The sequence below is a fragment of the Paraburkholderia fungorum genome, from assembly GCF_902833645.1.
In the GTDB taxonomy this organism is placed as follows: Bacteria; Pseudomonadota; Gammaproteobacteria; order Burkholderiales; family Burkholderiaceae; genus Paraburkholderia; species Paraburkholderia fungorum.
On the sequence record NZ_CADFGE010000012.1, the window covers coordinates 152,899 to 172,586 of the forward strand.

The following is a 19,688-nucleotide window of genomic DNA, read 5'->3' on the forward strand; positions in this document are numbered from 1 at the left end:
GCAGCGCGTCATTATTTCCCCGAATGTGGCCCAAACGCTTGGCGCTGACTTTGCAGCCAGGCATAATCGGTGCGCTTTTGACGCGCCGTCGATTTTCTATTGCGGCGCGCTGTTCCCCGACATTTTCCTTACAAGGACCGCCGCGTGAACCTGTCGTTTCTGATTTTCCTGAGCGTGCTGCAAGGCGTCACCGAACTGTTTCCGGTCAGCAGCCTAGGCCATACGCTGCTTGTGCCCGCATTGTTCGGTATGCATATCGACAAGCATGCGCCGCAATTGCTGCCGTTCCTCGTCGCGTTGCACCTCGGTACGGCCTTCGCGTTGCTGTGGTACTTCCGCAAGCGTTGGTGCGAGTTGGTGCGGGGCTTCTTCGCGTCGCTCGGCGGCCGTCCCAACGACAACGCACACATGATGTGGGCGCTCATCATCGGCACGATTCCGGCGGGTCTCGTTGGGTTGATCCTGGAGAAACGTCTTGAGCGGATTTTCCACGATCTGCGCATCGTCGCCATCGCGCTGATCGTGAACGGCGTGCTGCTGTGGTTCGGCGATCGCCTGCAACGGTCGCGCGCACATCAGGCGCCGGAGAAGCTGACTTTCCGCCAGGCGTTTTTTGTCGGCCTCGCTCAGATTGGCGCGTTGATTCCGGGTTTCTCGCGTAGCGGGCTCACGATGATCGCCGGCAATGCGGCCGGCCTGACGACCGAGAAGGCCGCCGAGTTCTCGTTCCTGCTCGGCACGCCGATCATCTTCGCGGCCGGCGTACTCGAATTGCCGAAACTGTTTCATGCGCCAGGCCAACTCGCCGATGCATTGCTCGGCGGCGTGCTGACTGCAATCGCCGCCTATCTCAGCGTGCGTTTCCTGATGCGTTATTTCGAAGGCCGCGGACGTCTGGCTTCGTTCGGCGTGTATTGCGTAATCGCGGGGATCGTGTTCCTCGGCTGGTTTATGCTGCATCCGCAGCCGGTCTGATCGCGGCCGACATGTGCGCGGCCATGCGCTGAGTGCTAACAGGCGCCTGACGGGCTACTGGCGGGCAAGAAACGATCGGTTATAATCCGGGCCCGGCTCAAGTCGCTGGGCCCGTTTGTTTTGCGAGTTTTGCGACGTTCCGCCCCCGCGGGGTTGCTGGGCCGGAGCGGATTTCCACAGTCCGTGGCCCGCTCAGTTACAATTTCGGTATCTGACTGGACCGTGCCGCAGCGATATTGCACAGGTTCCAGCGCCCGATGCGGGTTCCCATTGCGGGCGATGCATGTTGTACACGTTCGTGTAGCGTCGCCTCACTTCATTACGGCAGTAGCTCAGCTGGATAGAGCATCGGCCTTCTAAGCCGAGGGTGGGGGGTTCGAGTCCCTCCTGCCGTACTTCAAAAACTTAGGCCTCGCGCATCGCGCCTCACAGCAGCGGTGCGCGCCTGACCCTTCCTTCATCCCGCCGGCTGCACTTCGATCGAATCGACCCGGTTCGGATAGAACGCCAGATGCTGCGCGATCTCTTTCACGGGCGCGTAGGGCGATTCGTAGGTCCAGACCGCATTCACCGTACGCTCGCCGCCGATCGGAATGCTGTAATACGCGCAATCGCCCTTGTACGGGCAATAGGTTGCGTGATCGGTGCGCTCCAGCAGTGTCATCTCGACGTCGTTGCGCGGAATGTAATACACCGGCGGATACGACGCCTCACGCAGTACGAGCGCATTGCGTGTATCCGCGATCACGCGGCCGGCTACCGTCACCACCACGCGAGCCTGGGCTGGCTCGACTGTAATCGGATGATCGGGCCCGGGGACCTTGATGGTTTTCTCAGTCATGCTGTCGAACTCCTGGATGAGTGGGCAAATCCACAATTCGTTGCCAAGCGGCAAGCGGTTGCGAGCGATTGCAAGCGGCCATCGGCGCGAATGATCGCGTCCTGCGTCGAAGCATACGCCGCTCATGAAAACGCGTTGTGTCGCCGCCTGCTCCGCGACACGCCGCGTATGCCGTGTTGCGTCGTCCTGTTCTTCGCGCAACGAAAACGAAAAAGGGCAGCCGAAGCTGCCCTGTCAAAGTCCCGTCATCAAGCGGACTGTTGCTTACCGACTTTACGTGTCTGTGAATCGCGAACCGTTCACTGTTTGATATTCAACGCCGCCGTCAAATCACCCATCGGCTTGCTGCCGTTGCTGACCAGCGCCGCATCGCGTGTGGCGATACCCGGCAGCGTCGGCAGCGAATAACGGCGCGTGATGAAGCGCAGAATTGACGTCGTGTCGTATTGCGTGTGATCGACGAAACCCTTCTTCGCGTATGGCGAGATGATCAGCGCGGGAATGCGCGTGCCCGGACCCCAGCGATCGGCCTTCGGCGGCGCCACGTGATCCCAGAAGCCGCCGTTCTCGTCATATGTCACCACCACCAGCATGTTGTTCCACTGCGGGCTTTTCTGCAGATGCGAGATCACGTCGGCAATGTGCTGGTCGCCCGATGCAACGTCGGTATAGCCCGGGTGTTCATTCAAGTTGCCCTGCGGCTTGTAGAACGACACCTGCGGCAGCGTGCCCGCGTCGATTGCCTTGATGAACTCGGAGCCTGCGAGACCACCGTCGAGCAAGTGCTGCGAACGGTTGGCCGAGCCCGGTGCGAGGTCGGCGAAGTAGTTGAATGGCTGGTGATGCGGCTGGAAGTTCGGCGCCGTCAGATTCGCGCCGTAGATCACATTTGACGTGCCGTTCTGCGCCGCCGAGACCGCCGCTCCCCATGCGCCGCCGTACCACGCCCACGACACCTTCGCGTTGTTCAGCAGATCGCCGATATGCTGTTGCGTCTGGGCCGGCAGCGTGGTGGCCGCGCCGGGGTCGGCGAGGTTCGCGTCGCCGCCCGAAGCCGGCTTGTTGCCGCTCGGCTGATACGGCGGCTGCATCGTGTTGACCGCGTAGAAGTCAGGCGTCAGGTTGCCCGAATTCACGTACTTGGGCGCGCCGGTCAAGGCCGATGCCGGCGAGTTGGCCGCTACCTTCAGTGTGACGCCGTCGCTTTCGACCGCGGAGATCGAATTGACCGCCGGGCTCTTGTCCGCGTTCGGGTAGGTCGGCGTACACGCGCACACCAGCCACTGGTGATTCAGGAACGAGCCGCCGAACGCGCCCATGAAGAAGTTGTCGGCCAGCGTGTATTGCTGGGCGATTTTCCACAGCGGCAGCTTGTCAGCGTTGAGCGTGTAGTGACCCATGACGAGACCGCCCGAATCCGCCCACGCGGCGAACTTGTCGTTCTTGCCGCCGTTGATCTGCATCTGGTTTTCATAGAAGCGGTGATACAGATCGCGCGTCGTGGCCGTGATCGGCGTATTGAAGCCGTTCGGATCGTCGATGGCGAATGGGCTGTTCGGCAGATTGGCGGTCATCGCTTGCGTCACCGCCGGCGTCACGCCGGTTTGCGTCAGGCCGTTCCACACTTGCGGCAACGTGGCGAGCGGTGTGCCGTTGCGGTCGACCTGCATGGCGCTTGCCGCCGTTACATTCTGCAGACCGTTGGCGCCCGGGAAGTTGCCGTAGAGATTGTCGAAGCTGCGGTTCTCCGCATAGATCACCACGACCGTCTTGATCGACGTGATGTCCGGCTGAGCCGTGACATCGTCGCCGCCGCACGCATACAAGCTTAGCGCTGCTGCGATCGCGATAGGCGTCGCGCAGATCAGTTTTTTGTTCATTGGGTGTGTGTTCTCTCTCTCGCGTTGGGGACCGGTCAGGCACCGTGCTTACAGACTGACCGCGAGAGAAAGTTTGAATAAGGAGTTTGACAGAAAGATGTAAATAATTACGAATTGCCTCTTTTTCAAAATTTTCGTCGGCTGTATGTCATTTTGGCGACATGCAGGTGAAATACGCTTGCCGACTTCGATATCGCAAATTCACACCATCCATATGCGGCTTGGTCTCACGGGGATTCGGGAAACGGCGGCTCAGCCGCAGGCGCAGCGGGGCGCGATACCAGCAAGCACAGGCGCAGGGCTCGCAAAGCTGACTTTGGCGCTCACGGTGGTTATCCTGAGCCTTGCAGCGTGCGATGCTGGCTCGTCGACAGCCGATAGTAATAGTAGTGAAATAAATAGTAATGTTAATGAAAGAATAAATGGTCAAGTAAATGCCCGGGCAAATCCGCACGCCAATGCAAGCGTGGAGATTGCGCCTAAAGCGTCTGCATTGCTTGCGGCTTCTGCCGTGAAAGCGGCCGCGCAGCAAGGCGGCCAGACCCGCGCGCAAGTCTATGAATCCGTGCGGAAGATGACGGCGGTGGGCAAGCAGTTGTTCTTCGACCCATCGCTATCCGGCTCGGGCAAGCTGGCGTGCGCGTCGTGCCACAGTCCCGACCATGCTTTCTCGCCGGCGAATTCGCTGGCGGTCCAACTGGGCGGCAACGACATGCACCGCACCGGCATGCGTGCCGCGCCCACGCTTAAGTACCTGCAATCGGTGCCGGCGTTCGCCGAGCACTACCACGAGTCGGACGACGAAGGCGATGAAAGCGTCGATGCCGGGCCGACCGGTGGTTTGACGTGGGACGGCCGGGTCGATCGCGGCTCGGACCAGGCGCGCATTCCGCTGCTGTCGTCGTTCGAAATGGGCAGCTCGCCCGCGAAGGTCGCGGCGGCAGTGAAGGTTTCTCCGTATGCCGACGCTTTCCGCGCGGCCTTCGGCGACCATATTTTCGATAGTGACGAAGCCACCTTCAACGCCGTGCTGCAGGCGCTGGAAACCTTCGAGCAGACCCCGGAGATTTTCTACCCGTACACCAGCAAGTACGACGCGTATCTGGCGGGCAAGGCACAGTTGACCAAGGCCGAACTACACGGTCTGGAAGTGTTCAACGACGAAAAGAAAGGTAACTGCGCGAGTTGCCACATCAGTCAGCGCAGCATGGACGGCGCGCCGCCCCAGTTCAGCGACTTTGGGCTGATTGCGATCGGCGTGCCGCGCAACCGTGCGCTGCCGGTGAATCGCGATCCGCATTTCTACGACCTCGGCGCATGCGGCCCGGAGCGTACCGACCTGGGCGGACGTGCTGAGTTTTGCGGCATCTTCCGCACGCCGACGCTGCGCAATGTTGCGTTGAAGAAGAGTTTTTTCCACAACGGCATCTATCATTCCCTCGATCAGGTGGTGCGTTTTTACGCGCAGCGCGACACCAACCCGGAGAAGTTCTATCCGGTCTCGAAGGGCAAGGTGCAGAAGTTCGACGACCTGCCGCAGCGTTACTGGGCCAATCTGAATACCGAGCCGCCGTTCGATCGCAAACCGGGTGACAAGCCGGCACTCGACGAGGCTGAAATCAAGGACGTGGTGGCGTTTCTGAATACGCTCACCGATGGGTACAAACTGGAAGACAAGCAGGGAAACAAACCGGAAAAGACCGCGGCAGCGAATTGATTGTCGGGCGCTGAGCGCGCCGCAGTGCGCGCGGTTAGATGCCTGCGCCGGCAAGGATGCAATAGCAGGCGGCCAGCAGTAGTGCGAATGAGATCAGAAGGCATGCAACGCCTGCGCGCGTCAGCAGATTCGGCCAGCGTGCGAGGGGGAGCTTGTCCATTCGCACGATGCGCCGCGCAAGACCGGGATCACGGCCGATGGCGAACGGCACCAGCGCGACGCAGAAGCACGCGAGCGCGACGGTGACGGTTTCGAGAGCAAGTGAGATGTCCATTAGGCGGGTTTGAAGCTCGAGCAGCGCAGTAGCGCGACAGACTTATCTTAGAAAGACGTCCCATAAAAAAGTATGGGACTGGTCCTAAAAGTCCTGGTGCCCGTCCGTCTGTCCGTCGGCTCGTCGGTTCCTGAGCGGGCGGAGCGGGCCGCGGCATCCGCAAGGCCATTTCGGGAGCGACATGCTATGCTTTTGGGGTCCAGATCATGAGCCGCCGCGGGCGCGCTCGATAGAGCCAAACCTTTCTTCGAGGAGTACCCTTCATGTCGATGCGAACCCGTGCCCTGTTTCACTTGACCGTCGGTGGTCTGCTGCTTGGCGGCGCGATCGGCGCGCAAGCGGCGAACCTCGGTTTTCTGAACGACACGCCGATCAGCTACATGAAGCAACGCGATGTCGATTCGATCAAGGGCGCCGTCATCGGTGCGTTGAATGACAAGCAGGACGGCGAAAGCGTGAGCTGGGTCAACGAAGGCACCGGCAACAGCGTCAAGATCGACGCGACGATCACCATCGCCAGCACCGCGAAAGACGGCGAGCGCACCTGCCGCGACGTCGGCGTCGTACTGAATGCGAAAGGGCAGTCAATGACGCTGCGCCCGCAGTTCTGCAAGCAGGGTAGCGCTAACTGGCAATTGCAGAAAAAGCGCTGAGCGTGCCGGCGGGTATGACCATGCGTGTCGGCTTGCTGCCGGCGCTGCCTGAAACCACGCGTCCTTGCGGCGCAATGTGTCGATGAGCGCGCGGGTCGTCTCGTGTGGCGTTGTGCTGCTCGATCCGCAAGGGCGGGTGCTGCTCGCCCACGCCACCGAAACCTCTCACTGGGACATTCCCAAAGGGCACGGTGAAGAGGGCGAGGCGCCCCACGTCACAGCGCTGCGCGAGATGGTCGAGGAGACCGGCATCGTGATCGAACCCGAGCGTCTGAAGGATCTCGGACTGTTCGTCTACCGGCGCGACAAGGATTTGCATCTGTTCGCGGCCCGTGCAACGGCCGGCGAACTCGATCTCAGTGCGTGCACCTGCACGTCGCTGTTTCCGCGCCGCTCTGACGGCACGCTGATTCCCGAAATGGATGCATACCGCTGGGTTGCGCCGGACGAAGTCGAGCGGTATGCGAGCCGCAGTCTCACAAGACTCTTTGAGACCACGCTTTCGCTCGCCGAACTGCATCGATCGCTATAGCAGATCGCAGCGCGGGCGTGTCGCCTGCACGTTCAGTCGAGTGCCCGGTCGTTCGGATGAGCGAATAGTGTGCGGTTCTGTTCCGACAGCGGAAAATTCAGATTGATGCCGCGCGGAGGAATCGGCTGCGTGAACCACTGGTTGTACAAACGTTCCGCGTCGCCGCTAGTCTCGCCGCGCGCGATCACCCCGTTCACCAGCGCTCGGAGCGGCTCGTCACCTTTGCGAAACATGCAGGCGTAAACCTCGGAGCCGAGCGGCGTGCCGGTCACCACGAAATCTTCAGGGTGCGGATCGGTCGACTTGAAACCGTACAGGATCGGTTCGTCCATCACGAAGGCCACCGCCCGGTCGTCCTTGAGCGCGGTGAAGGCTTCCTGATGATCGCGCGCGCTCATGATGCGCATGTTCAGATGTTTCTCGGTATTCAGGCGGCGTAGCAGACGCTCGTCGGAGGTGCCCGCGGTTGTCACCACGGGCTTGCCGGCGAGGTCAGGAAAATCCGTAATGCCGCTGCTCTTGCGCGCGATGATGCGTACCGCGTACTGGAAGAAGCTGTTCGAGAAGGCGGCGACGCTTTCGCGTTCTACCGTATGCGTGGTCGAGCCGCATTCCAGATCGATCTGGTTGTTCAGCAACATTGGCGTGCGGTTCGACGAGGTGACGGTGATTTCGTGCACCTTCAGTTGCGGCAGGCCGAGCGTTTTCTTGATTTCGTCGACGATCTGCAGCGCGATGGTTTGCGAATAGCCGACCGTGCGCTTGCCGTCGAAGTATGAGAAGGGAATCGACGCTTCGCGCACGCCGAGCACGACCACACCGTCGTCGTGGATTTTCTTCAGTGTGCCGGTGAGTTCGTCCGCGTGAGCGGTGCCGGCGAGCGACATTGCGCTGAATGCGGCCAACGCGGCGATTGTGCAACGGATGCTTTGCGCGACGCGCGCGGCGCGATTGATGCGCGCTGCAGGCGCAGTATGCGCGTGACGCGTGCCTTCTGCCGTGCTCCCCCATGTTCTTGCCCCGCTGCGGGCTGCAACTTTCATCGGGCCTCCCGGACTGGCGCGGGCATGGTGGCCGCGCTGTCACATGTCGATGGAATGTCGATGCAACGAAAAGGCGTGCATCCCGCTTGCGAAATGCACGCCATGTTCAACGTCTGGCAAGCAACGTTAAATGCGTAACGTCAAATACGCAACGTCAAATGTACTTCGCGTCGCAGCTTCAGTTTATGCCGGCTTGCCCCAACTGTCGCGCAAGCTGACGATACGATTGAACACGGGTTTGCCCGGTTTCGAATCGACACGGTCCGCGACGAAATAGCCATGGCGTTCGAACTGATAGCGTTGTTCCGGCAGCGCGTCGCGTGCACCCGGTTCCAGGTAGGCGTTGACCACGCGCTTCGAATCCGGATTCAGCGCTTCGAGGAAGTCGCGGCCACCGGCGTCCGGCTGCGGTTCCTTGAACAGCCGGTCGTAGATGCGCACTTCGGCCGGGACCGCGCCTGCCGCGCTGACCCAGTGAATGTTGCCCTTGACCTTGTAGTTGTTCGCGCCTTCGGTGCCCGATTTGCTGTCCGGGAAATAGTTGCAGTGGACCGCGACGATATTGCCGTTCTCGTCCTTGTCCGCGCCGATGCATTCGATCACGTAGCCGTAGCGCAGACGCACCTTGTTACCCGGGAACAGGCGGAAGTAGCCCTTCGGCGGCGTTTCGTTGTAGTCGTCGCGTTCGATCCACAGCTCGCGCGAAATCGGGAACTCCCGAACCCCCATTTCGGGATGATGCGGGTGGACGGGCGCGTTGCACGGCTCGCTCACGCCTTCGGGGAAGTTGTCGATGATCAGCTTGAGCGGATCGAGCACCGCAGCGGTACGCGGCGCCTTGTCGTCCAGATCGTCGCGCAATGCGCCTTCGAACACGCTCATGTCGATCCACGAATCGACCTTGGTGACGCCAATTCGTTCGCAGAACAACTGGATCGCTTCCGGCGTGAAGCCGCGCCGGCGTACCCCGACGATGGTCGGCATGCGCGGATCGTCCCAACCGTCGACATGGCCTTCCGTTACGAGTTGCAGCAGCTTGCGCTTGCTGGTGATCGCGTAGGTGAGGTTCAGGCGCGAAAACTCGATTTGCTGCGGCAGCGGGCGCGTGAAGATTCCGGCCTCGGCCAGCTCGTTCAGAATCCAGTCGTACAGCGGACGGTGGTCTTCGAACTCGAGCGTGCACAGCGAATGCGTGATGTTTTCCAGCGCGTCCGAGATGCAGTGCGTGTAGTCGTACATCGGGTACACGCACCATTTGTCGCCGGTGCGGTAGTGATGCGCGAAGCGGATACGGTAGATGACCGGGTCGCGCATGTTGAAGTTCGGCGACGACATGTCGATCTTCGCGCGCAGCACGTGCTCGCCTTCCTTGAACTCGCCGGCTTTCATGCGGCGGAACAGGTCGAGGTTTTCCTGCACCGAACGCTCGCGGAAGCGCGACGGCGTGCCGACTTCGGAGGCCGAGCCGCGGTTCGCGCGCATTTCCTCGGCCGACTGGCTATCCACATACGCCTTGCCGCGCTCGATCAGCAGTTCGGCGAATTCGTACAGTTTGTCGTAGTAGTCGCTGGCGAAATAAAGCTGTTCCTTGCCGTCTTTTTGCCATTCGAAACCGAGCCAGCGCACGGAATCGATAATCGAGTCGACGTACTCGACGCTTTCCTTTTCCGGATTCGTATCGTCGAAGCGCAGATGGCACACGCCGCCGTAGGTGCGCGCCACGCCGAAGTTCAGGCAGATGCTTTTGGCGTGACCAATGTGCAGATAGCCGTTCGGCTCGGGCGGAAAGCGCGTTTCGACGCGCTGGCCCCATTTGCCGGTGCGGTTGTCTTCGTCAATGATGTTGCGGATGAAATTGGATGCCGCTGGCGCGTCGTTGCGTTCGGTATTCATGCGAGAAGGTGAATGTCGGTCGGGGGTGCGCAATGCGCCCACTTATCTGTCAATTCTACCTGACGCGTTCGCTCACGGCAGGCGAGTGCGGCGCGCAGCCAACGTTTGAGCGGTTTCGGCTGGTTTTTGGGGTCAGGCGGGGTCCTGCAAGCTGCGTTTAAGGTGCTGTAACAGGAGGTAAAACGTTTTGTTGACGCATGCGCCGGCGACTTAGGATGCGGGCGGCACTCTTGCCACCCGCGCGCCGCTCGACCTTTTTAGGGGTAGCGCAAGCCCACGCCCATGCCTTGCCGCGCAACGCTTGCCTGCGTGGCCGTGGTCCGGCCACACGGTCCAGTCAGGTCTCGCTCCCTTTTGTTGTTTTGCACGAGCCTCCGCTGTTCGTGCAACATGACGCCCTCAGTTCCCGGAGTTTCTCGGATGCCCGTTTCGCCTCATGACGCGCCTCGCGTGCCTTTCGCCTCTATGTCCTTCGCCCGGATCGTGACGGCCACGACCGTGTTCGCCGCGCTCGCGGGCAGCTTCGTGGCGCCTGCACCCGCGCTCGCGAAAACGCCCCCGCCCAAGGCCGTGCTGGACGCGTCGGCAGTCGCTGTGCCGGATCGCTACAGCGCCGACGCCGCGCAGCAGATCTTCGCCGCCGGCGGCAATGCGGTGGATGCCGCTGTCGCGATCGCCTTCACGCTGGCCGTGACCCGCCCGGACGCAGGGAATATCGGCGGCGGCGGCTTCATGACGGTGTTCATGGACGGCAAACCGTATTTTCTCGACTATCGCGAGCGCGCGCCGCAGCAGGCGACCCGCGACATGTACCTCGACGACAAAGGCAAGCTCATACCGGGTATGAGTGTCGTCGGCCATCGCGCGGTGGCGGTGCCGGGCACCGTCGAAGGCATGTGGGAAGCGCAGCAGCGCTTCGGCAAGCTGAAGTGGAAACAGGTACTGGCGCCCGCGATCCGCTACGCCACCGACGGCTTCCAGGTCGAACCGGGCTTGCAGCAGCGACATGACGCGGCGGCGAAGAATTTCGCCGGCAAGACCAATTTCGACGCCTACTTCTCGAACCTGAAGGCGGGCGCGACGCTCCGTCAGCCCGAATTGGCGCAGACCCTCTCGCGCATTGCCAGCGACGGCGGCCGCGAGTTTTACGAAGGCCGCACCGCGGATCTGATCGCCCAGCAGATGTACGGCCACGGTCTGGTCACGAAGCAGGACCTGATCCAGTACAAGGCCGTGTGGCGCCAACCGCTTATCGCCGATTGGAACGGCTACAAAATCGTGACCGCGCCGCCACCGAGCTCAGGCGGTATCGGGCTGATCCAGATGCTGAAGATGAAAGCCGACCTGAAGCAGGCGTTCGACGGCCTGGAGCTCAATTCCGCGCCGTATATCCATCTGATCGCGCAGATCGAAGATCGTGTGTTCGCCGATCGCCAGCAATATATCGGCGACCCCGAATCGTACCGGATACCGGTCGACAAACTGACTGACGACGCCTACCTCGCCCAGCGCGCCGACGAAGTGAAACCCGACGAGGTGCCGGGCGCGACGCCCGTTAAAGGCGGTCTCGGCGATTCGTTGCCGGAAAAGACGCAAACCACGCATTTCTCGGTGGTCGACAAGTGGGGTAACGCCGTTTCGAACACCTATACGCTGGACGGGTCATTCGGTTCCGGCGTGGTGGTGGACGGCGGCGGCTTCCTGCTCAACGACGCGATGGACGACTTCGAGACGAGTCCGGTTGCAGCCGGCGCGCCGGGTGCGACGGCGAATGACCTGAATACGGTGGTGCCGGGACGCCGGCCGCTTTCGTCGATGACGCCGACCATCCTGTTGCAGGACAACAAGGTGTCGCTCGTGATCGGCACGCCCGGCGGCTCGCGAATTCTGACGTCGATTTTCCAGGTGATGACCGACCTGTACGATCTCGGCATGACGCCGGCCGACGCGTTGGCCGCGATGCGATTCCATCATCAGTTGCTGCCGCCGAAGACGATTTACTTTGAGCCGTATCATCCGATTACGGGCGAGTTGGCCGATCAGTTGAAAGCCAAGGGGTACACGCTGGAAGCGCAGTCGTTCAACGGCGATGTGCAGATGATTCGCGTTGAAGGGACGAAGCCCGAGCCGGCGGCCGATCCGCGCGGCACGGGCGTGGGGCGCGTGATGCCTTGACGCGTGGTTTGCGCGGCCTGGCGAAGCAGGTCATGGGGAAAGTGGACTGCTGCGGCGGGATGTGGAAACGCGGTGTGGGAGCGCACCTGATGAACGCGCTTTGAACGCGCCTGAAGAACGAACTCGAACGACGAACTTGGATAACGAACTGCGGCGGGGAATGCGATGAGCGGACAAAAATTAAACGTACTCGTGCTGCCGGGCTACCAGAATTCCGGCCCGGGGCATTGGCAGACGCGCTGGGAGGCGCTTGATCCCGCTTTCGTGCGTGTGCAGATGCCGGACTGGGACCATGTGGAACGCGACGCTTGGTGCAGCACGCTCGACGCCGCAGTGGCTGAGGCAGACTCGCCCGTGGTGCTCGCCGCGCACAGCCTTGGCTGCCTGACCACCGCCTTCTGGGCGTCGCAGTATGCAAGCGCCGCGCAGCTTGCGAAGGTGGCAGGCGCGCTGCTGGTGGCGGTGCCCGATCCGTCCGGCGCACATTTTCCACAGGACGCCCATGGCTTCGCGCCGGTGCCGCTGACGCGCTTGCCGTTTGCGAGCATCGTGGTGGCGAGCAGCGACGATCCGTACGGCAGCGTGCCGTTCTCGCAAGCTTGCGCGGAGGCTTGGGGCAGCCACTGGATCGATATCGGGCCGCGTGGCCACATCAATGCCGACAGCGGACTCGGCGATTGGGACGAGGGGCGGCGCTGGCTGACTTCATTGGGCGAGCGGCGCTGAACCTCCATTTCAGCCGATTTACGTTGACTTCCGCTGATTCGGCGGCCGTAGCTGGGCGGCGGGTGAGCTGGCGCTGTCGCTGTGGCCGGCGTAACTGAAAAAACGTCCGCCTCAGCCACCCTCAAATCACCGACCGGTCCCGCAGCCGGGCAATCTGGGCCTCGTCATAGCCGAGCACGTCGCGCAGGATACTGTCGGTGTGTTCGCCGAGCATTGGCGGATGAGCCAGCGCTTCAGGCGGCGTGCCGGTCATGTTGATCGGATTGCGCACCAGTTTGACCGTGCCGCCCGACGGATGTGGCAGATCGACCCGCATGCCGCGCGCCATCACCTGCTCGTTTTCGAACACCTCGCCCAGATCGTTGATCGGCCCGCACGGCACACCCGCCGCTTCCAGCGCGGCGATCCATTGCTGCTTGCCCTGCAGGCGCACCATGTCGGCCAGAATCGGCACGAGTACGTCGCGGTGGCGCACGCGCGCCGGATTGGTGGCGAATCGCGCGTCTTCCGCGAGTTCGGGGCGGCCGCCCGCCTCGACGAACTTGCGGAATTGGCCGTCGTTGCCGACCGCGACGATGATCCAGCCGTCGCTGGTCTGGAAGGTCTGGTAGGGCACGATGTTCGGATGCGCATTGCCCCAGCGCACCGGTGGCTGGCCGCTCGCCAGGTAATTCGAATTCATGTTGGCCAGCATGGCCACCTGCACGTCGAGCAGCGCCATATCGATGTACTGGCCTTCGCCCGTCCGGTCGCGATGCGTGAGTGCTGTGAGCACGGCGATGGTCGAGTACATACCGGTCATCAGGTCGGCGATCGCGACGCCGGCCTTCTGCGGGCCGCCGCCCGGCTGGCCGTCGCGCTCGCCGGTAATGCTCATGAAGCCGCCGATGCCTTGCACGATGAAGTCGTAACCGGCGCGCTGCGCATACGGCCCGGTTTGCCCGAAGCCGGTTACCGAACAGTAGATCAGATCGGGCTTCACTTCCTTGAGCGACGCGTAATCGAGGCCGTACTTCTTCAGCTGCCCGACCTTGTAGTTCTCCAGCACCACGTCGCTTTGCGCGGCCAGTTCGCGGATGATCCGCTGGCCTTCGGGCGAGGCGATATCGACGGTGACCGAGCGCTTGTTGCGATTCGCCGCGAGGTAATAGGCGGCTTCTCGGGTGTCGGCGCCTTCCGGCGTTTTCAGGTACGGCGGCCCCCAGTGGCGCGTATCGTCGCCGACTTCGGGGCGTTCGATCTTGATGACGTCGGCGCCGAAATCGGCGAGCGTCTGTGCGCACCACGGCCCGGCGAGCACGCGTGTGAGATCCAGCACGCGGATATGACTAAGAGCGCCCATATTCTTCAATGTCTCCAATGTCGGCCGGACTTAGCGCTTTAGCGCTTAGTCCGGCCCCATGCAAAGCGGTCGATCGGACTTGGCGCTTTGGCGCGTACACCGGCCCTCTGCAAAATTTGCGAGTGATGACGCAGCGCGCGTGTCGCCGCGAATGGAGGCAATCTTAAGCGATTCCCGCGCGCCGGCGCAGTCAGCCGAACATCATAGGACGGCCGACACACCTTGCCGTGTCTCCCGCTACCCGGTCAAACCTGGCCGAATGGCCAATGCGACGCGGCCGGGGCAGGGCCGCTGCCGCGCACGGGCGCCGATCCCGTATAATCAGTCGTTTAAGAAACAAACAGTTGGCGCATCCCCTTGATGCCGCCGGTAACAGCCAGGGAACTGGCAAACCCGTCCCACGCACGCTATGAAAGCCGCCGAAATCCGCGAGAAATTCCTCAAGTTCTTCGAATCGAAGGGCCATACGATCGTTCGCTCGTCGAGCCTTGTGCCCGGCAACGACCCGACCCTGCTCTTTACCAATTCGGGAATGGTGCAGTTCAAAGATGTGTTCCTCGGCGCGGAATCGCGTCCGTATGCGCGCGCCACGACCGCTCAGCGCAGCGTGCGCGCCGGCGGCAAGCACAACGATCTGGAAAACGTCGGCTACACCGCGCGTCACCACACGTTCTTCGAAATGCTGGGCAACTTCTCGTTCGGCGACTACTTCAAGCGCGACGCGATCCACTACGCGTGGGAACTGCTCACGGGCGTGTACCAGTTGCCGAAAGACAAGCTGTGGGTCACCGTCTATCACGAAGACGACGAAGCGCACGACATCTGGGCCAAGGAAGTGGGTGTGCCGGTCGAGCGGATCATCCGCATCGGCGACAACAAGGGCGCGCGCTACGCGTCGGACAACTTCTGGCAGATGGCCGACGTCGGTCCCTGCGGCCCGTGCTCGGAAATCTTCTATGACCACGGCCCGGACGTGTGGGGCGGCCCCCCGGGGTCTCCTGAGGAAGACGGCGACCGCTACATCGAGATCTGGAATCTCGTGTTCATGCAATTCAGCCGCGACGCGCAAGGCAACATGACGCCGCTGCCCAAGCAGTGCGTCGACACCGGCATGGGTCTCGAGCGTATCGCCGCGGTTTTGCAGCACGTTCACAGCAACTATGAGATCGACCTGTTCCAGGCGCTCATCAAGGCTGCGGGCCGCGAAACCGGCGTGACCGATCTGACCAACAATTCGCTGAAAGTGATTGCCGATCACATCCGCGCCTGCTCGTTCCTGATCGTCGACGGCGTGATTCCGGGCAACGAAGGCCGCGGCTACGTGCTGCGCCGTATCGTGCGCCGCGCGATCCGTCACGGCTACAAGCTGGGCAAGAAGGGTTCGTTCTTCCACCGTATGGTGCCGGACCTCGTCGCGCAAATGGGCGCCGCCTATCCGGAGCTGAAGGACGCGGAGCAACGCGTGATCGACGTGCTGCGCCAGGAGGAAGAACGATTCTTCGAGACCATCGAGCACGGCATGTCGATTCTCGAAAGCGCGCTGGCCGATCTGGAAGCCAAGGGCGGCAAGACGCTCGACGGCGAACTCGCATTCAAGCTGCACGACACCTACGGTTTCCCGCTCGATCTGACGGCAGACGTCTGCCGCGAACGTGAAGTGACAGTAGACGAGGCCGCTTTCGACGAAGCCATGGCGCGTCAGCGCGAACAGGCGCGCGCGGCCGGCAAGTTCAAGATGGCGCAGGGCCTCGAATACTCGGGCGCGAAGACCACGTTCCACGGCTACGAAGAAATCGTCTTCGACGACGCCAAGGTGATCGCGCTGTATGTTGACGGCGCCTCGGTGAAGGAAGTGAATCACGGCCAGCAAGCCGTCGTCGTGCTGGACCATACCCCGTTCTACGCGGAGTCGGGCGGCCAGGTCGGCGACCAGGGCGTGCTGGCGAACGCGAGCGTGCGCTTCGCGGTAACCGACACGTTGAAGGTGCAAGCCGACGTGGTCGGGCACCACGGCACGCTGGAGCAGGGCACGCTGAAAGTCGGCGACGTCGTGAAGGCGGAAATCGACGCGGTGCGTCGTGCCCGCACCGAACGCAATCACTCGGCCACCCACCTGATGCACAAGGCGCTGCGTGAAGTGCTCGGCTCGCACGTGCAGCAGAAGGGTTCGCTGGTCGATGCCGACAAGACCCGTTTCGACTTCGCGCACAACGCGCCGATGACCGACGAGCAGATCCGTCAGGTCGAGGCGATCGTCAATGCGGAAGTGCTGGCGAACGCGCCGGGCATCGTGCGGGTCATGCCGTTCGACGAAGCGGTGAAGGGCGGCGCAATGGCGTTGTTCGGCGAAAAGTACGGCGACGAAGTGCGCGTGCTCGACCTCGGTTTTTCGCGCGAATTGTGCGGCGGTACGCACGTGCATCGCACGGGCGACATTGGTCTCTTCAAGATCGTGATGGAAGGCGGCGTGGCTGCCGGTATCCGTCGCGTGGAAGCGATCACCGGCGATAACGCCGTGCGTTTCGTGCAGGATCTCGACGCGCGGATCAATGCGGCTGCCGCCGTGTTGAAGGCGCAGCCGTCGGAGTTGACGCAGCGGATCATGCAGGTGCAGGATCAGGTCAAGTCGCTGGAGAAAGAGCTGAGCGCGTTGAAGTCGAAGATGGCTTCGAGCCAGGGCGACGAGCTTGCCGGCCAGGCAATCGAAGTGGCAGGCGTGCATGTGCTGGCTGCCACGCTCGAAGGCGCGGATGTGAAAACCTTGCGCGAGACCGTCGACAAGCTGAAGGACAAGCTGAAGAGCGCGGCGATCGTGCTGGCCTCGGTCGAGGGCGGCAAGGTTAGCCTAATCGCCGGGGTGACGGCGGACGCCAGCAAGAAGGTCAAGGCCGGTGAACTCGTCAACTTCGTTGCCCAGCAAGTTGGCGGCAAGGGTGGCGGCCGGCCGGACATGGCGCAAGCCGGCGGTACCGAGCCGGCGAATCTGCCTGCGGCGTTGGCAGGCGTGAAGGCTTGGGTCGAAACCCAGCTTTGATTCGGGTTTGATCGGGCCACGCGGGACGCTGGTGTTTTTTGCGTCCCCGTGGCCCAAGTTGTTTCTGGACTTCGCGTGCGTTGCCGCGCATCAATCTGGCTGAGTACGGTGGGGTTGGCGTTCCCCGCCACGCCGGCCACGCACCAGGTATAAAGCCCGGTATAAACCCAGACATAAGCTCAGGCAGAAATTCAGGCAGAAATTCAGGCAACACCCACCGTTGCAGCAGGTACCCCCACCGCATCCCCTCCCGACACAAGCGTTTGCCGCAGCGCATTGAGCGCGGACGAAAAATGCCCCCGTCGCCAGACGAGAAGCGTCTCGATTGCGCCAATATCGGGAAGCTCGTGAACTGCGATATTGCTCGCTTCGGTTTGTAGATTGAGCACGGATCGCGGCGCCACGGCCACCCCCGCGCCGGCGGCGACACAAGCCACAATCGCGTGATACGAGCCAAGCTCCAGAACGCGAGCCGGTCTCACATCGTGCTCCAGATACCACTTCTCGATATACGACCGGTAAGCGCAGCCACGCTCGAACGCGATCAGCGTCGATAACGCGATATCCCGCACTTCGTGAATCGGCCGATGGCCGCGCGGCGACAGCATCACCAGTTCTTCGCGGAAAACCGGCACCGTCTCGAACAATTCGCCGAGCGCGGCAGGATCCAGCGGCGTTGCCATCAACGCTGCATCCACTTCGAATTCACGCACCCGCTCGATCAGCTTGCCGGTTGTGCCGGTTTCGAGTTCCAGCGCCACATCCGGCCACTGCTGGTGATAGCGCGCGAGCAGGCCAGGCAGGCGCGTTGCCGCCACGCTTTCCATCGTGCCCAAACGCAGGCGCCCGCTCGGCCGATCCTCACGCAGCGCATGGCGTGCCTCGTCGGCGAGCGCGAGCAGACGCTCCGCGTAGGGCAGCAGCGTCTCGCCGGCGGGCGTCAGAACGAGGCGCCGGCCATCGCGGATGAACAGGTCGGTCCCCAGTTGCTCCTCGAGCTGCTTGATGCGCGTCGTGACGTTCGATTGCACGCGATTGAGCTTGGCAGCGGCGCGGGTCACGCCGTTTTCACGCACGACAGCGCGAAAAATGGTCAAGGCGGCCAGATCCATAGTTCTCTCCTGGCGATGGTTGGTATCCTGATTATTCATTTTTCATGATCTAAAGGTCAAGCTAGTATGGAGTGAAGAAACCGGTGACCGCCGGTTCGAACCTCTTTACTGCCTACTCATGAACCGCCTCGCTTCCCGTGCGCACGATACTTTTGCTGAACGCCACGCTGCCCGCCACGCGGCGCTTGCCTGCATGGTGACGTTGGCCGTGGTGCTCGGGATTGGACGTTTCGCCTTCACGCCGCTCCTGCCGCTGATGCTGCACGGCAGCGCCTTCGGCCAGCCGCAGATCGATATCCAGCATGGCGGCTGGCTTGCCTCGTTTAACTACGCGGGCTATTTCGTCGGAGCGCTCACCTGTGCGACACTGCGGATCGAACCCGCACGCATGGTGCGCATGGGGCTGGTGGGGACCGTTTTGCTGACCTTGGCAATGGGCGTAACGAGCCAGTTCTGGCTGTGGGCTGTCGTGCGCTTCGTCGCCGGCGCGATTAGCGCCTGGACCTTCGTGTTCGCCTCGCAGTGGGGCTTGCGACGGCTCGCCGAACTGGGCGCGCACGGATGGGGCGGGGTGATCTATACCGGGCCGGGCGTCGGCATTGTCGGGACGGGTTTGCTGGTTAGTGCTGCGGGCGGCTACGGCGCAACGGCGGGTTGGATTGGTTTTGGGCTTATTGCTGCCGTGCTCTCGATCACGGTTTGGCCCGTGTTCGGCACAGTGCACCACATTGCCGCAGAAGGCGCTGCGGCTGCCACGGGCAGCGCAACCGCAGCCACCGGTGCGGGCCCAAGCTCCACTACCGGCCAACGCGTTCCCACGAGCCATTCCTCCCATCGCGCCGATGCCATTTGGCTGGTCCTCCTGTATGGCGTGCCCGGCTTCGGCTACATCATCACCGCAACCTTTCTGCCGGTAATCGCGCGCCACGCGCTACCCGGCTCGGCCTGGCCTGATCTGTTCTGGCCGATGTTCGGCGCGGCATTGATCGTCGGGGCATTGCTCGCGGCGCGCCTGCCGGTGCATTGGGACAACCGCACGCTGCTCGCCGGCTGCTACGTGCTGCAGGCGGCCGGCATTGCACTTGGCATTGTCTGGCCTACGGCGGCCGGTTTCTCGCTGGGCAGCATCCTGATCGGTCTGCCGTTTACGGCGATCACCCTGTTCGCGATGCGCGAAGCACGGCGTCTGCACGGCGACAATGCAGCCGGTCTGATGGGCTATGCGACCGCGGCGTATGGCGTGGGTCAGATCGTCGGCCCGCTGGTGGCCGCTCCGATAGCCGAGCACACAGGGTCTTTTTCGCCGGCTTTGTGGCTGGCGACAGGCGCGTTACTGCTGGGCGCGGTCGGGCTGATCATCGTGGCACGCATGCCGCGTGGCCGTGGCCGGATGCCCGATTGCGGCTGCAACTAACGGTCTTCCCCTTCGGCGCAGGGGCGCTCGCCGCGCCAATCCTCACGGCTGAAAAACAAATTAGCCACCAGCGCACT

15 protein-coding genes and 1 tRNA gene are annotated in these 19,688 nt (G+C 62.4%); 9 read left to right on the forward strand and 7 right to left on the reverse strand.

Annotated elements, in window-relative coordinates; genetic code table 11:
- Positions 1–144 precede the first annotated feature (144 nt).
- Together HWX91_RS30565 and HWX91_RS30570 are read left to right on the forward strand one after the other, a co-directional pair.
- On the forward strand, positions 145–975 hold the full coding sequence (locus HWX91_RS30565) for an undecaprenyl-diphosphate phosphatase (protein ID WP_028199141.1): 831 nt from the start codon (positions 145–147) through the stop codon (positions 973–975).
- A gap of 321 nt (positions 976–1,296) precedes the next feature.
- Positions 1,297–1,370, forward strand: a tRNA-Arg gene (locus HWX91_RS30570).
- A gap of 62 nt (positions 1,371–1,432) precedes the next feature.
- Here HWX91_RS30570 and HWX91_RS30575 read toward each other — a convergent pair.
- Positions 1,433–1,816, reverse strand: coding sequence for a DUF427 domain-containing protein (locus tag HWX91_RS30575; protein WP_028199140.1), 384 nt, complete (start codon positions 1,814–1,816; stop codon positions 1,433–1,435).
- Between the two features lie 299 nt (positions 1,817–2,115).
- Positions 2,116–3,696 (reverse strand): acid phosphatase, encoded by a 1,581-nt coding sequence (locus tag HWX91_RS30580; RefSeq protein ID WP_028199139.1) that lies wholly within the window; start codon positions 3,694–3,696, stop codon positions 2,116–2,118.
- 214 nt (positions 3,697–3,910) lie between these two features.
- Here HWX91_RS30580 and HWX91_RS30585 point away from each other — a divergent pair, with 214 nt between their 5' ends.
- Positions 3,911–5,413, forward strand: coding sequence for a cytochrome-c peroxidase (locus HWX91_RS30585; RefSeq protein ID WP_042276411.1), 1,503 nt, complete (start codon positions 3,911–3,913; stop codon positions 5,411–5,413).
- Positions 5,414–5,447: 34 nt separating this feature from the next.
- On the opposite strand, the gene HWX91_RS30590 is transcribed toward HWX91_RS30585, so the two are convergent.
- Positions 5,448–5,687 carry a hypothetical protein gene (locus HWX91_RS30590; RefSeq protein ID WP_028199138.1) on the reverse strand — a complete coding sequence of 80 codons (240 nt, stop codon included), beginning with the start codon at positions 5,685–5,687 and terminating at the stop codon, positions 5,448–5,450.
- A 263-nt stretch (positions 5,688–5,950) separates the two neighbouring features.
- On the opposite strand from HWX91_RS30590, the gene HWX91_RS30595 reads away from it, so the two are divergent.
- Positions 5,951–6,340: a hypothetical protein gene (locus HWX91_RS30595; protein WP_028199137.1), complete on the forward strand. Its 390-nt coding sequence runs from the start codon at positions 5,951–5,953 to the stop codon at positions 6,338–6,340.
- Positions 6,341–6,422: 82 nt separating this feature from the next.
- Complete coding sequence (locus HWX91_RS30600) at positions 6,423–6,872, forward strand: NUDIX hydrolase (protein ID WP_028199136.1); 450 nt, start codon at positions 6,423–6,425, stop codon at positions 6,870–6,872.
- Between the two features lie 32 nt (positions 6,873–6,904).
- Here the strand turns inward: HWX91_RS30600 and HWX91_RS30605 are convergent, their stop codons facing one another.
- Positions 6,905–7,759: a transporter substrate-binding domain-containing protein gene (locus tag HWX91_RS30605; protein WP_102857504.1), complete on the reverse strand. Its 855-nt coding sequence runs from the start codon at positions 7,757–7,759 to the stop codon at positions 6,905–6,907.
- A 339-nt stretch (positions 7,760–8,098) separates the two neighbouring features.
- Entirely contained in the window at positions 8,099–9,808 is a 1,710-nt protein-coding gene (locus tag HWX91_RS30610) for a glutamine--tRNA ligase/YqeY domain fusion protein (protein ID WP_028199134.1), read from the reverse strand.
- Positions 9,809–10,228: 420 nt separating this feature from the next.
- Here HWX91_RS30610 and ggt point away from each other — a divergent pair, with 420 nt between their 5' ends.
- Together ggt and HWX91_RS30620 are read left to right on the forward strand one after the other, a co-directional pair.
- The gene (gene ggt / locus HWX91_RS30615; protein ID WP_028199133.1) at positions 10,229–11,983 is read left to right on the forward strand and encodes a gamma-glutamyltransferase; all 1,755 of its coding nucleotides are present in this window, start codon (positions 10,229–10,231) and stop codon (positions 11,981–11,983) included.
- A 165-nt stretch (positions 11,984–12,148) separates the two neighbouring features.
- On the forward strand, positions 12,149–12,709 hold the full coding sequence (locus HWX91_RS30620; RefSeq protein WP_028199132.1) for an RBBP9/YdeN family alpha/beta hydrolase: 561 nt from the start codon (positions 12,149–12,151) through the stop codon (positions 12,707–12,709).
- A gap of 121 nt (positions 12,710–12,830) precedes the next feature.
- Here HWX91_RS30620 and HWX91_RS30625 read toward each other — a convergent pair whose 3' ends face one another.
- Complete coding sequence (locus HWX91_RS30625; protein ID WP_028199131.1) at positions 12,831–14,051, reverse strand: CaiB/BaiF CoA transferase family protein; 1,221 nt, start codon at positions 14,049–14,051, stop codon at positions 12,831–12,833.
- 409 nt (positions 14,052–14,460) lie between these two features.
- Here HWX91_RS30625 and alaS point away from each other — a divergent pair, with 409 nt between their 5' ends.
- Positions 14,461–17,085, forward strand: coding sequence for an alanine--tRNA ligase (alaS, locus tag HWX91_RS30630; protein WP_028199130.1), 2,625 nt, complete (start codon positions 14,461–14,463; stop codon positions 17,083–17,085).
- Between the two features lie 203 nt (positions 17,086–17,288).
- Here the strand turns inward: alaS and HWX91_RS30635 are convergent, their stop codons facing one another.
- Positions 17,289–18,197, reverse strand: a complete 909-nt coding sequence (locus HWX91_RS30635; protein ID WP_028199129.1) for a LysR family transcriptional regulator — start codon at positions 18,195–18,197, stop codon at positions 17,289–17,291.
- A 118-nt stretch (positions 18,198–18,315) separates the two neighbouring features.
- Between HWX91_RS30635 and HWX91_RS30640 the strand changes: the two genes are divergently transcribed.
- The gene (locus HWX91_RS30640; RefSeq protein ID WP_028199128.1) at positions 18,316–19,611 is read left to right on the forward strand and encodes a YbfB/YjiJ family MFS transporter; all 1,296 of its coding nucleotides are present in this window, start codon (positions 18,316–18,318) and stop codon (positions 19,609–19,611) included.
- Positions 19,612–19,688 lie beyond the last annotated feature (77 nt).